We start from the raw sequence: 12,867 nt of genomic DNA, 5'->3' as shown, positions 1-12,867 counted from the left end.
GTTTGCCAGACCGTCACTCCTCGAAGCTATCCTACTTTGCTTCGGCAGGCAGATGCACAGAAACATCTATTGTTCCATGTATGCTATCTGCATTAGATTTCCGCTGTTCGTCAGCAAGTTGTGACATCGGATCAGTCCCGCCGAAGCCCTGTCAGCTAGCTGGAAACTGTTAACCGAGATCAATTGCGGACGACTGATCTTTCACGATCTTAACCTGGATTGGGTTCGCGGACGTTTCTAATAGGGCACCCAAGAAACGGGTCGCCAAGTCAGAAAGATCGAACGATGTCCTCCATCACCCTGTCGGCCGCCACGCGTCAGAATCTGCTCTCGCTGCAGGACACGGCGCAGCTGATGGCGACCACCCAGAACCGCCTCGCCACCGGCAAGACGGTCAACTCCGCCCTCGACAACCCGACCAACTTCTTCACCTCCCAGGCCCTCGACAGCCGCTCCAACGCCCTCAACACCCTGCTCGACGGCGTCTCCAACGGCATCCAGTCGATCCAGGCGGCCAACCAGGGCATCACCTCGATCCAGAAGCTCGTCGATCAGGCCAAGTCGATCGCCAACCAGGCGCTCTCGACCCAGCTCTCCACCACCGGCACCGCCGCCAACGCCTACAGCGCCAGCGCCTCCAGCGCCTCCGTGCTGCTGACCATCAACGGCACCTCGGTGTCGGCCAACATCAGTGCCACATCGAGCATCTCGGCCACCGTCGCGGCCCTGAACGCCGCGGTCAGCTCCGCCAGCACCTCCTCCAATGGCTCGTTCGGCGCCGGCGCGATCTTCTCCACCGACAGCACCGGCACCAAGATCGTGCTGAATGCCCAGGCCGACGTCGAGTTCCAGAACTCCACCAGCCAGGCGGCCCTGGGCTTCACCTCGTCCTCCACCACCGCCTCGACCTACGGCACCGCCGCCTCCACGGTGGTCAGCAGCGACCTGGCGGTCTCCGGCGTGACCCAGCGCGCCTCCCTGGCCCAGCAGTACAACAACCTGCTCAACCAGATCACGCAGCTCGCCGGCGACGCCAGCTACAACGGCGTCAACCTCATCGCCGGCAAGGGCAACGACCTGAACATCAAGTTCAATGCCAACGGCAGCTCGAACCTGAACGTCGCCTCGGTCGACGCCACCGCCAGCGGTCTGGGCCTGTCCTCGATCACCAACTCGAACAGCTCGTCGAGCTCGAACGGTCTGGGCAACTTCCTGCTGAACGCGGACGTGAACAAGACTCTGGCGACACTGACTTCTGCGGGCGGCACGCTCAACTCGGCGGCGAGCGCGCTAGGCTCGAACCTGTCGGTGGTGCAGAACCGTCAGGACTTCTCCAAGCAGCTGATCAACGTGCTGCAGACCGGCTCGGCCAACCTGACGAACGCGGACCTGAACCAGGAGGCGGCGAACTCGCAGGCGCTCACGACGCGTCAGTCGATGGGCATCTCGGCGCTGTCGCTGGCCAACTCGGCCCAGCAGGGCGTGCTCCAGCTTCTCCGCTAAGCATCGGCATCGTTACCGATGCGGCGGCCGGGGAGCTACCCCGGCCGTTTTCGTTCGAAATGTAAAGCGGTGCGGCATCGATGGTGCGCCCGAAATTTTGTTGTCGGAGGTTCGGATTAAAAACGCGGCCGATCCGTTTGCTTTGCCCCGAAATGGACATGGCAACATCATCGCCGCATGTCGCTTGGCATTACTCAATCTAATCAGCGGATGAGAACGGCTTGGGGCAGCTTGGGCCCGAGGTGTGACCTCGAAGATACATCAATTTGCTGCGTTCTTGACTAAATCTCAGCACGATTGGTGTCATGAACAAGAGATCGCTGTGATTAAAAATCTGCTTGGCATTTTGGTGGCGGGCGCTGCTTTGACCGGCGCCGCCTTGGCCGCCGACCTGCCGCGCCGGGCCGCGCCGCCGCCGGTGTTCACGCCGGTCCCGGTCTTCACCTGGACGGGCGCGTATTTCGGCATCAACGCGGGCTACGCCTACACCGAGGCGGACACGATCCGGACCGTGGGCATCGGCGCCCTCCAGAGCAACGTGAACAACCTGCTGCGCAGCCCGGCCGTCCGCCTGCCGCAGGACGGCTTCACCGCCGGCGGCCAGGTCGGCTACAATTATCAGTTCACCCCCGGCTCCGGCATCGTGGTCGGCGTCGAGGCGGATGCCGCCTACATGGATCTGCAGCGCACCGGCGTGCAGTCGATCTTCCGTCCCGCCTTCAACCCGAACGTCCTGACCAACACCTACCGGACGGATCTGAGCTTCCTCGGTACCGTGCGGGGACGCGTCGGCTACGCCTTCGACCGCGTCTTCGTGTACGGCACCGGCGGCTTCGCCTACGGCGACGTGACTCAGCGCGTCGGGTTCCAGACCGGTGCCCCGCTCACCTACTTCGGCAGCCGTTCGCGGATCGACACCGGATACGCCTACGGCGGCGGCATCGAGTACGCGCTGCCGACCGACTCGTTCCTGAACTTCTTCCGCTCCAGCGCCGTGACGCTCAAGGCCGAGTATCTGCGCTACGATCTCGGCAGCCACAACCTGCTCGTCGGCTCCGTCGGGGGACCGGGCATCGGCTACATCTCGCGCTTCCGGACCGAGGGCGGCATCGCCCGCGCCGGCCTGAACTTCAAGTTCGGCTCCTACTGAGCGCGGCGGGCGCGCTCAGCCCCGGCCCGCCCGGCTGGAGCGCCCGACCGGACTGCCTACGTCACCGCGAGCGCCCCGGGGGCCACGGCTTCTGAGGCGCTCGCCGTCCGGTGCGGCTCTTCCGGGAACGGAGCGGCCTGCGCCCCGGATCCTGCGCGCGGCTGCGCGAGCACGGCAGCAGCGCGGCGGCGACGACCCGCGTCGATCCGCTCCCTGATCGCGCCGCCGCCGAGCTTGATCGGGAGACCGGTCCCCTACGGGGCGACGGCATCGCCGTCGAATCCGTGGGCGTCGAAGATCCTGCGGACGAGACCCGCGCGCTTGGCCTCCTGCAGCCACGCGGTCACGTAGGCGAGGGCAGCGGGACGGCCCTTCGGCAGAGCCACAGCGACCTGCGTCTGCTGGAAGCCGCCGCTGACGATCCGGGAGCCCGGAACCTGCGGGACGACCGGCCGCAGCGTGTCGCGCGAGAGGGCGAAGGCGTCCGCTTGTCCCGCCCGCATGCGGCTGACCGCCTCGGCCAACGACGGGACAGCCACGGGCTGCGTCCGCGTCAGCGTGCGCGCCGAGGCGCGGAGCGTCGTTGTGCCGTCGATGGCCAGGACCCTGATGCCCGGCCGGTCCACCTGCGCCACGTCGGTGATCCCCGAGGCCGCGCTGGCGAGGTAGGTGCTCTCCAGGTCGTAGTAGCCCGGCCCGAAATCGAGCACCTGCCGCCGTGTCGCGTCGACCGGCATGAAGCTCACGTCGAGGCTCCCGGCCTGGAGGGCGGCGGCCGCCGCACCCGAGTTCGGGAACAGGGTGACGGCGAGCGGTACTCCGGCCACCCGGGCCAGGTCCGCGCCCAGATCGGCGGTGACGCCCTCGGGCGTCCCGTCCGCCGCGCGGCCGACGAAGATGAGTCCGGCGGACGGCGCCTCGATGAGGCCGGCACGAAGCGTGCCCGTGGGGGCGAGTTCGGCCCTCGGGGCGGCGTCCTGGGCGTGGCTGGCCGGCGTCATGCCGGCGAGGATAATGGCCGCCGCGACGGGCGACCAGACGGAACGGACACGACCGGTCCCCCGGACCGGGGCTGCGGCACGAGCCCCATCACAAAGCGCGGAGGCGGGTTGTGCGCCGCCGCCGCGGGCGCCATCTCGTCGTGGTCCTTGTCGGGGCAGGGGCGGGCCGTCGGGTCGACCGAGCCTTCCCCCGTCCATCGTTCCTCCGGAACGGAGCAACCGCTGATCCCAGCCTGAACGTCGCAGGAGCTTTGCCATGGCGTATGTCACCAAAGAGCGGGCCGCGGACGGCCACTTCCGGGTCATCGTGGCGGGCCGGCCTGTGACGGAGACCTGCGAGAAGCGGCAAGCCAAGATGCTGGTGCGCGCCATCCGCCGGCTGCGCTCGCTGAAGAAGGCCAAGAAAAAGGACCGCGGCGTCCCTCTGTTCGGCGGCGCCCGACTCGGCTGACGCGGCGCGCGGCCGCCCGGACCGGGACGAGACCGGTCAGGCCCCGGGCGATCCTGCCTCGCGGCCCTCGTCCGGCGGATCCACAGACGGCCGCGTGCCTCACGGGAACGTCTCGGGCGGTCGCGGGTTCGTCCGCGACGCAGGAGGTCCGCAACCGCCATGATCATGATCATCATCTGCTTTCTCGTGCCGTGGCTCGCCATGTTCCTGCGCGGGAAGGTGTTCCAGGGGATCCTGTGCATCCTCCTGCACCTCACGCTCATCGGCTGGATCCCGGCGACGATCTGGGCCCTGATCGTCACCCGGCGCGAGAGCGCGGCCTGAGCGGCCGGTCGGCCCGGCCGGCGGAAAGAAGCGCCGGTCCGGGCGTTGTACGGTGGCATCGACGCGGAGGATCGGGATCATGCGCGGACGTCGCAGAACGGCGGGCGGCCCGTCCGGGTGGCTCACGATGGGAACGGAGATCGCGATGCTCGGCGTCGAGGCCCAGATGGTCATCGGCCAGCGCATCGCGATGCTGATCGTCGGCGGCCCGAAGGCGCGCCGGGAGGCGCAGCGCATGGTGACCGAGAAGGTCCTGGCCGCCGGCAGTGCCGCGGCGACGATCGCCATGGGCGGTACGCCGCGGAAGGTCGTGCGCGGCTATCGCCGGAAGGTCCAGGCCAACCGCCGGCGCCTCGGCCAGGGCTGACGGCCCGCGGTCCAAGGCCGCCCCGACCGGGTCGGGACCGGACGTCCGCTTCCGATCCCGCGATCCTTGGCGCCCGCCGCCGGACCGGCATCCCCCTCGGCCGCGCGCCCTAGCGCGCTAACCGATCGACCAGTGCGCGAACCTGCGCCCGATCCATCGGCTGCGGGTCGACGGACCGGTGGATGAGCAGCCCTTCGATCATGGCATCCAGCACCTTCGCGGCCTCCGGCGCGAAGTGCCGCTCGAGCGCGGCCCGGCTCCGTCCCATCCATCGCCGCATCACCGCCCGCATCGGCGGATTGCGCGCCGCCAGGGCGTACAGCTCGTAGCTCAGCAGCAGCGCGCGCGGCCCCACCCAGCGCGCGTCCACCACCAGGTCGACCACGGCCTCGCAGGCCGCGTCGGCGGTCGCGCAGGCGCCCAGGCGCTCCTCGAACCCGTTCGCCACCGCGTCGGCGAGATGCGTGAACGCCTCCAGCAGCAGCGCGTCAAGGCTGGCGAAGTGGTAGGTCATCGAGCCCAGCGGCACGTCGGCCGCCGCCGCGACGCGGCGGTGGGTCGTGCCCGCCACCCCGTGCTCGGCGATGACGTCGAGCGTCGCCCGGATGATGCGGCTCCGCCGTTCGGGATCGTAGCGGCGCTGGGCTGCGGTCAAGGCGAACTCCGGGAGGGCCGGCTTGGAGGGTCGAGTGCGGACGGTTGGCATCCTCCGCCGTTGCGTACATATGTACATAACGGAGCAGGAGGGAAGGCTCCCGCATCGTCCGGCGCGGCAAGGATCGAACGTCCATGAGAACCGAGAAGCAGAAGATGCTGGCGGGCGAGGCCTACCGGCCGAACGACCCGGAACTCGCGGCGGATGCCCAGCGGGCCCGGGACTGGATGGTCCGCTACAACACGAGTCTTGCGGCCTCGCCGGACGAGCGGCGGGTGATGCTGGCCGCGCTGTTCGCGCATGTCGGCGCCGGCGCGGTGGTGCGACCGCCGTTCCACTGCGACTACGGCCAGCACATCTCCCTGGGGGAGGGGGCCTTCCTGAACTTCAACTGCGTGATCCTCGACGTCGCCCCCGTCGTCATCGGCGCGCTGACGCAGGTCGGGCCCGGCGTGCAGTTCCTCACCGCCGACCATCCCCGCGATCCCGCGCTCCGACGGGCCGGTGTCGAGAGCGGCCTGCCGATCACCGTCGGGACGAATGTCTGGATCGGCGGCGGCGCGCTGATCCTGCCCGGGGTCACGGTTGGAGACGACGCCATCATCGGCGCGGGGGCGGTGGTCACCCGCGACGTGCCCGCGGGGGCGACCGTCACGGGCAATCCGGCCCGGCCGCGCGGAACGGCCTGACCGGCCCGGCGCGGCCCGGCCCCGTCTCGCGCCGTCTCCGAAGGCCGCCCGGCATTCCGCGGCGCGGCTTCTTCATCGCGGCGGAGGCCCGGACCCTGCCCCGGATCCGGATCCCGCGGCGACGGCTCGCCAGACTTGCCATGACTGTCCGCGAACTTCGACGCGTGCGCGTCGATCCGGAGGGCGGATCGGCCCGGCGGACGACGACCGTCCGCGCCTCGCGTCACCCGTCGCGGGACCCGCACGCCGATTCCGCGACTCCGCGGCCCGCCTTGCCTGATCGTCCCGGCAAGAACTGCCAAGTCGTCCCGTAACCCTTTGAAAAGCCGGGGCAATTTGTGGCATAAGGGACACAGGCCGGCGGCATTCGCGTGCGCGGACCGCCGGTGCCAGGGATTAAACTATTCGTGAATTGCGGAGCGATGCCCGCCCGATGTGAATGGCTGTGCGCAGTCGCGGACAAGCACGCGCGTCCTGAACATCTGGCTGGGGGAAGATATGCGCGCCTTACGAGGCAGCCTGATCGCGTCTGTGGCGATGTTGCCCAGTCTTGCGGAGGCGCAGCAGGCCGTAACACTTGGGGAGATCAGCGTCGTCTCGACCTCGCCGGTCGGCGCGGGCGGCGGCAATTCCAGCGCCGTTCAGAACCTGAACACCCTCGGCCAGACCGTGCCGACCGCACCCGCCGGTCCGGCGCGCCTGCGCGGCTCCGAGCAGCCGCTCAACAAGATCCCCAGCACGGTCGAGACCGTCACGGCCCGCCAGATCGACGTCGACCGCGGCACCGACAACATCCTCGCGACCTTCGCGCGGGAGACGCCGGGCGTGAACCTCAACGACTCGCAGGGCAACGGCAACCGGGTCGATCTCAACTACCGCGGCTTCACCGCCTCGCCGGTGCAGGGCGTGCCGCAGGGCCTGGCCGTCTATCAGAACGGCATCCGCATCAACGAGGCCTTCGGCGACGTCGTCAACTTCGACCTGATCCCGCCGCAGGCGGTCCAGCGGATCGACGTGGTCACCGGCAACCCGATCTTCGGCCTCAACGCCATCGGCGGCGCGGTCAACATCCAGATGAAGAACGGCTTCACCTGGCAGGGGACCGAGATCTCGGCCTGGGGCGGCTCGGACGCGCGCACCGCCGGCTACCTCGAATACGGCAAGGTCTCCGACAACTGGAGCTTCTACTTCACGGGCGACGGGCTGAACGACCGCGGCTGGCGCTACCAGAATCCGAGCACGATCGGCAGGCTCTACGCGGATCTCGGCTACCGGTCGCAGGATTCGGAGTTCCACCTGATCGGGCTCGCCGCCCGCAGCTTCTACGGCGCGGCCGCCGCCACCCCGGTGGACTTCACCCACATCGATCCGCGGGCGATCTTCACCTACCCGCAGACCCAGACCACCCAGGTCGGCACGCTGCAGCTCACCGGCCGGGTGGACATCTCGCCGACCTGGGATCTCGCCGGCAACGCATATTACCGGCGCTTCAGCGAGACCTACGTCGACGGCAACCAGGGCAACTTCGAGAATTGCAGCAGCCGCGGCAGCTTCCGGGGCTTCCTGTGCTTCCAGGACGACGCGTTCAACGTGAACGCGCCGCCGACCAGTCAAGTGGCGGCGCGCCGGGCCTATGCCAACCAGTTCACCATCATCGGCCTGAACGGCCAGCCGATCCCCTTCCGGAACGTTCCCTACGGCACCATCGACACGACCCTGACCAACTCGGAAGCCTACGGTGGCTCGTTGCAGGCAGCCAACCGGGATCGGATCTTCGGACTGTCCAACACCTTCGTGGTCGGTGGCAGCGTCGATGCCTCGAACTTCTCGTTCAAGTCGGATAGCCAGTTGGGCGTGATCAACCCGAACCTTTCGGTCAGCGTCGATCCGAACAACCCGTATTACGGGACGATCCCCGGCCTGGGCACGACCGACATCCGCACGCTCGGCGCGATCGGCCTCGCCCCGACCAATGTCAGCGGGTCGACGCTGTACCTCGGCCTCTACGCCACCGACACGCTCGACTTGACCGACCGGCTGTCGCTCACCGCCGGCTTCCGTCTCAACTACGCCCGCATCCAGACGCGCGACCAGACCGGGTTCTCGCCGGACGTGACGGGCACGCACGAGTACACCAAGGTCAACCCGCTGGCGGGCCTGACCTACCAGTTCGATCCGGCCCTCAACCTCTACGGCAGCTACTCGGAATCGAACCGTGCGCCGACGCCCCTGGAGCTGTCCTGCTCCAGCCCGACGCAGCCATGCCTGCTGCCGAACTCGCTGGTGGCCGACCCGCCGCTCAAGCAGGTCACCGGCCAGACCTACGAGGCCGGCTTCCGGGGCGTGATCCCGGCCTTCCTCCAGGGCGGCGCCCTGACCTACAAGGCCGGCGTCTTCCGCACCGACCTGACCAACGACCTCTACCAGGTCGCCGTCGCCGGCAACGCCGCCCGCGCCTACTACATCAACGTCCCGGCGACCCGGCGACAGGGCATCGAGGTCGGCGCGGAATACGCCGTCACCCCCGACCTGCTGATCTACGCGAACTACGCCCTGGTCGACGCGACCTTCCAGTTCAACGAGACGCTGTCTTCGCCGAACAATCCGCTGGCCAACGCCGACGGCTCGATCAACGTCCGCCGGGGCGACAAGATCCCGCTGGTCCCGGATCACCAGATCAAGGCCGGGTTCGAGTACTTCATCACCCCGAACTGGCGCTTCGGCCTCAACGTCTCGGCGTTCTCGTCCTCCTACTATCGCGGCGACGAGTCGAACCTGAACCGCAAGCTGCCGGCCTACTACGTGATGAACCTGACGACGAAGTATCAGGTCACCAAGAACCTGGAGATCTTCGGGCTGATCACCAACCTGACCAACAACCGCTACGCCACCTTCGGGACGTTCGCGGAGCCGGGTGCGGTGGCCGGCAACCTCTCGATCAACGACCCGCGGACCACGACCCTGGCCCAGCCGCTCTCGATCTATGCGGGCCTGACCTACCGGTTCGGCGCCGATCCCGTGCCGATGGCGCCGGAGCCGATCATCCGGAAATACTGAACCGGAACCGCCGCGACCGACCCGGCGGAGCCGCAGACCCCCTGCGGCTCCTTCCCGTTTCGGGGGATCGACGCGGGGCGCTCAGGATGGATGCGGCGCCCCGATGGAAGCGGCTCCACGATCGGGCCGCCCGCTCCCGGCCTTCACGCCCCCCGGATCCGCCACCGGTGTCACGGTCGCGCGCCCGCGGCATGTCGAAGGCCGAGGGGGAGCGCGGCACAGGGTTCGCCCGTATCGGCGGGACTTGGAATACTGGCGGCGTGATGCGGATTGACTGGCGTTTCCGGGCGGTAGATCCGGGACAGGCGCAGCCATCTGTCTCGATCACGTTGGACAGAAGGCAAGCAATACGCTGTAGTTGGAGAGCCAATAAAGAAACACATCGGAGGAATGCCGCATGCCGTCGCTCAGCCGCCGTGATCTGCTCGCGGCCACGACAGCGCTGATCGCGCCCCCGCTGATCCGGCCCGCCCGGGCCCAGGCGCCCGTCATCCGGCTCGGCGTGCTCAATGATCAGTCCGGCCCCTACAGCGATGACGGCGGGGCGACCTCGGTGGCCTGCGTGCGCCAGGCCGTGCAGGAATTTGGCGACGGCCTGAAGGTCGAGGTGATCTACGCGGACCACCAGAACAAGCCCGATGTCGGGGCCGCCATCGCGCGGCAATGGCTCGATCAGGACGGCGTCGACGCCATCATCGACGTGCCGACCAGTTCGGTCGCGCTCGCGGTCAACCAGATCTGCCGCGACAAGAACAAGGTGCATCTGAATTCCGGCGCCGCGACCACGGATCTCACCGGGGCGCAATGCAGCCCGAACACCGTCCACTGGACCTACGACACCTACATGCTCGCCCGCTCGACCGGTGGCGCGATGGTGAAGGCGGGCGGCGACACGTGGTACTTCATCACGGCGGACTACACCTTCGGCCAGCAGTTGCAGCGCGACACCACCCGCGTCGTCGAGGCGTCCGGCGGCAAGGTCCTGGGCAGCCGCGCCTACCCGTTCCCGGGGACGTCCGACTTCTCATCCCTGCTGGTTCAGGCGCAGTCCTCCGGCGCGAAGGTGCTGGGACTGGCCAATTCCGGGGCGGACACGATCAACTGCATCAAGCAGGCGCACGAGTTCGGGCTCGATCAGAGCATGAAGATCGCCGCGATGCTGTTCTACAGCACCAACGTCCATGCGCTGGGTCTCGAACTCGCGCAGGGGCTGCTGCTCACCGAGAGCTTCTACTGGGACCTGAACCCGCGCACCCGGGCGCTCACGGAGCGCCTGCATCCGAAGATCGGGCCGGCCTGCCCCAACATGGTTCAGGCCGGCTGCTACGCGGCGACGCTGCACTACCTGAAGGCGGTCGCGGAGATCGGGGTCGCGGCGGCAAAGGCGGACGGCAAGGCCGCCGTGGCGCGGATGAAGGCGATGCCGACCGAGGACGACGCGTTCGGGACGGGACGCATCCGCGCCGACGGGCGCAAGGTCCAGCCCTCCTATCTTCTTCAGGCGAAGGCGCCGGGCGAATCGAAAGGCGGATGGGACCTGCTCAAGACGGTCGCGACGACGCCCGCCGAGGACGCGTACCGCCCGGAACGCGAGGGCGGCTGTCCCCTCGTCAAATGAGCATCGGACGCCCGGGAGGTTGACCGACGACCGGTGTCCCGGGCCGGCGCGAACCGCGCATTGTCGGGGGTCCGACATGGGGCTCGCGAGGCGCGGGATCGTGCGGTTTCCGGCAGCCTCGATGTCATTGCAGCCGACGGGCCGAATCCGAATTCCGGAGACCGCCGGACGGGGGCTCGGCCGCCCCCGCCTGTGTCCGCTTCGTCACAGCCATCGCGCATGTCGGCGGCAGGCTGCAACCAAGCGGCGGCTCAGATGTTGTCGCGCTTGGCCACGGATCTGGACATGTATTTCCGCAGCCTGATGCATGTTAATAGAAGATTTACTATAGCGACTTGCATCGAAGACGCTCGGTGTGTCCGTAAAACTACAGCCATTTCATCCACACATCGGTAGCTCTACCGCCACATCGAAACCCTGGATCAACCCAGATGACCAAGCTCCTCGCCTCGCTGGCCGCCTTTACCGCCCTGACCGCTGCCGCCTCGGCGGCCGACCTTCCGCGCCGTGCCGCGCCGCCGCCGGTGTTCACCCCCGTGCCGGTGTTCACCTGGACCGGCGCCTACTTCGGTATCAACGCCGGCTACGCCTTCGACGCCAGCGACCGCAACACCGGCAACACCTTCGGCGTGCCCTTCCCCTACGCCGCCCCCGGCACGGTGGCCACCTTCCGCAACCGCAGCCAGGACGGCTTCTCCGGCGGTGGCCAGGTCGGCTACAACTACCAGTTCACCCCGGGCTCGGGCGTGGTCATCGGCGTCGAGGCCGACGCCCAGTACCTCGACTTCGGCCGCAACCGGAACAACGCCTTCCTCTCCGGCGCCCTGGCCCCCGGCTACTACGTCACCGACCCGCGCGGCCTCTCCAGCCTCGACTTCTTCGGCACCGTGCGCGGCCGCCTCGGCTACGCCTTCGACCGCACCCTCGTCTACGGCACCGGCGGCTTCGCCTACGGCTCGGGCAGCGCCGACCGCTCCTTCGGCGGCTTTGCCGGCAACGACAGCTTCCGCACCGGATGGGCCGTCGGCGGCGGCATCGAGTACGCCCTGCCCACCGACTCCTTCCTGAACTTCTTCCGCTCCTCGGCCGTCACGCTCAAGGTCGAAGGCCTGTACGTCAACCTCGACCGCAACACCCGCAACCAGGGCGCGTTCGTCATCAACGCCGCCAACAACGTCCCGGCCGTCTACAGCCCGATCGGACGACGCGCCGACGAGTTCGCCGTCGTCCGCGCCGGCCTGAACTACAAGTTCGGCTCGTACTGAGAGCTCTCGCGGGCTTCCCCTCCGCGCGAACCGGCGCGGGGGGGTCCCGGTCAACGGGAATCCGTGAGGCTGCGGGTCGTGCCGCACCTCCTCTCGACCTGAGCATCCCCAGCCCGATCAAACTGGCCGCTTAGCCGAGACGCGTCCCGGGAGCCTCTCCCGGGACGTTCTGCGTCCGTGCGCCCAGGCCGGCCTCAGGCGTGGACGGCGTGCTCCAGCTGCGCCTTCGACATCCGCGAGCGGCCGGGCACGTTCTGCGCCCGCGCCTTGCGCATCAGCTCGGCCTTCGTCGTGTCGGCATGGCCGCTCTGGTCGGCGCTCTTAGTGCTCTTGGCGCTGCCCTTCGCGCTCTCCTTGCGCGCCACGGCGGCCTTCTCGGCGGCGGCCTTCGGCTGCTTCGAGAACTGCTTGCCCTTGGCGGTGTCGGCCCGCTTCTTGGCCGTGCTGGCGGCGTATTCCTTATCGGTCAGGCTCTCGCGGGCCTTCTTGGGCAGGTAGCGCTCGCCGGTCTTGCCGCTCGCCTTGCCGGACTTCGTGCCCCATTCCTCGTCGGTCCATTGCTGCAGGTGGTTGTCGGAATCCTTCTTGCCCGCGTAGCCGCCGCCTTCCTTCTTGTATTCGGCGCTCGCCATCTGCGCCTTGCGGGCCGACCACTGGCCCGGCTTGCCGCCCTTGTCGGACTTCGTGACCTCCTTCTTGACCTTGTACCAAAGTTTCGGGTCAGTCTTCTTGGCCGTTCCTGACATCGTCGCGTCTCCGGATGAAGATTTGGCAGACAACACGAGGC

Annotated in this window: 12 protein-coding genes; 9 read left to right on the top strand and 3 right to left on the bottom strand. The window is 68.2% G+C overall.

From position 1 onward, the window contains the following. Positions 1 to 285: 285 nt before the first annotated feature. On the top strand, positions 286 to 1,503 hold the full coding sequence (locus tag MMSR116_RS00515; protein WP_158168481.1) for a flagellin: 1,218 nt from the start codon (positions 286 to 288) through the stop codon (positions 1,501 to 1,503). A gap of 349 nt (positions 1,504 to 1,852) precedes the next feature. After that, complete coding sequence (locus tag MMSR116_RS00510) at positions 1,853 to 2,653, top strand: porin family protein (protein ID WP_010685734.1); 801 nt, start codon at positions 1,853 to 1,855, stop codon at positions 2,651 to 2,653. 254 nt (positions 2,654 to 2,907) lie between these two features. On the opposite strand, the gene MMSR116_RS00505 is transcribed toward MMSR116_RS00510, so the two are convergent. After that, positions 2,908 to 3,654: a transporter substrate-binding domain-containing protein gene (locus MMSR116_RS00505; RefSeq protein ID WP_039894134.1), complete on the bottom strand. Its 747-nt coding sequence runs from the start codon at positions 3,652 to 3,654 to the stop codon at positions 2,908 to 2,910. 256 nt (positions 3,655 to 3,910) lie between these two features. On the opposite strand from MMSR116_RS00505, the gene MMSR116_RS00500 reads away from it, so the two are divergent. The 3 genes from MMSR116_RS00500 (at position 3,911) to MMSR116_RS00490 (ending at position 4,796) form a co-directional block, all read left to right on the top strand. Continuing rightward, positions 3,911 to 4,105, top strand: coding sequence for a hypothetical protein (locus MMSR116_RS00500; RefSeq protein WP_010685732.1), 195 nt, complete (start codon positions 3,911 to 3,913; stop codon positions 4,103 to 4,105). A gap of 159 nt (positions 4,106 to 4,264) precedes the next feature. Continuing rightward, positions 4,265 to 4,429 carry a YqaE/Pmp3 family membrane protein gene (locus MMSR116_RS00495; protein WP_010685731.1) on the top strand — a complete coding sequence of 55 codons (165 nt, stop codon included), beginning with the start codon at positions 4,265 to 4,267 and terminating at the stop codon, positions 4,427 to 4,429. Between the two features lie 127 nt (positions 4,430 to 4,556). Next, positions 4,557 to 4,796 (top strand): hypothetical protein, encoded by a 240-nt coding sequence (locus MMSR116_RS00490; RefSeq protein WP_039894133.1) that lies wholly within the window; start codon positions 4,557 to 4,559, stop codon positions 4,794 to 4,796. A 109-nt stretch (positions 4,797 to 4,905) separates the two neighbouring features. Here the strand turns inward: MMSR116_RS00490 and MMSR116_RS00485 are convergent, their stop codons facing one another. After that, entirely contained in the window at positions 4,906 to 5,451 is a 546-nt protein-coding gene (locus MMSR116_RS00485) for a TetR/AcrR family transcriptional regulator (protein WP_010685729.1), read from the bottom strand. A 134-nt stretch (positions 5,452 to 5,585) separates the two neighbouring features. On the opposite strand from MMSR116_RS00485, the gene MMSR116_RS00480 reads away from it, so the two are divergent. The 4 genes from MMSR116_RS00480 to MMSR116_RS00465 all read left to right on the top strand — a co-directional run bounded on the left by MMSR116_RS00480 (position 5,586) and on the right by MMSR116_RS00465 (position 12,080). Then, the gene (locus MMSR116_RS00480; RefSeq protein ID WP_010685728.1) at positions 5,586 to 6,140 is read left to right on the top strand and encodes a sugar O-acetyltransferase; all 555 of its coding nucleotides are present in this window, start codon (positions 5,586 to 5,588) and stop codon (positions 6,138 to 6,140) included. Positions 6,141 to 6,638: 498 nt separating this feature from the next. Further along, positions 6,639 to 9,197, top strand: coding sequence for a TonB-dependent receptor (locus tag MMSR116_RS00475; RefSeq protein WP_158168479.1), 2,559 nt, complete (start codon positions 6,639 to 6,641; stop codon positions 9,195 to 9,197). Between the two features lie 397 nt (positions 9,198 to 9,594). Then, complete coding sequence (locus MMSR116_RS00470) at positions 9,595 to 10,815, top strand: ABC transporter substrate-binding protein (RefSeq protein ID WP_010685726.1); 1,221 nt, start codon at positions 9,595 to 9,597, stop codon at positions 10,813 to 10,815. A 431-nt stretch (positions 10,816 to 11,246) separates the two neighbouring features. Then, entirely contained in the window at positions 11,247 to 12,080 is an 834-nt protein-coding gene (locus MMSR116_RS00465; protein ID WP_158168477.1) for an outer membrane protein, read from the top strand. 194 nt (positions 12,081 to 12,274) lie between these two features. On the opposite strand, the gene MMSR116_RS00460 is transcribed toward MMSR116_RS00465, so the two are convergent. Then, positions 12,275 to 12,826, bottom strand: a complete 552-nt coding sequence (locus tag MMSR116_RS00460) for a hypothetical protein (protein WP_010685724.1) — start codon at positions 12,824 to 12,826, stop codon at positions 12,275 to 12,277. Positions 12,827 to 12,867: the final 41 nt, after the last annotated feature.

The sequence above is a fragment of the Methylobacterium mesophilicum SR1.6/6 genome (assembly GCF_000364445.2).
Lineage (GTDB): Bacteria > Pseudomonadota > Alphaproteobacteria > Rhizobiales > Beijerinckiaceae > Methylobacterium > Methylobacterium mesophilicum_A.
This window is presented reverse-complemented; position numbering and strand designations above follow the sequence as displayed.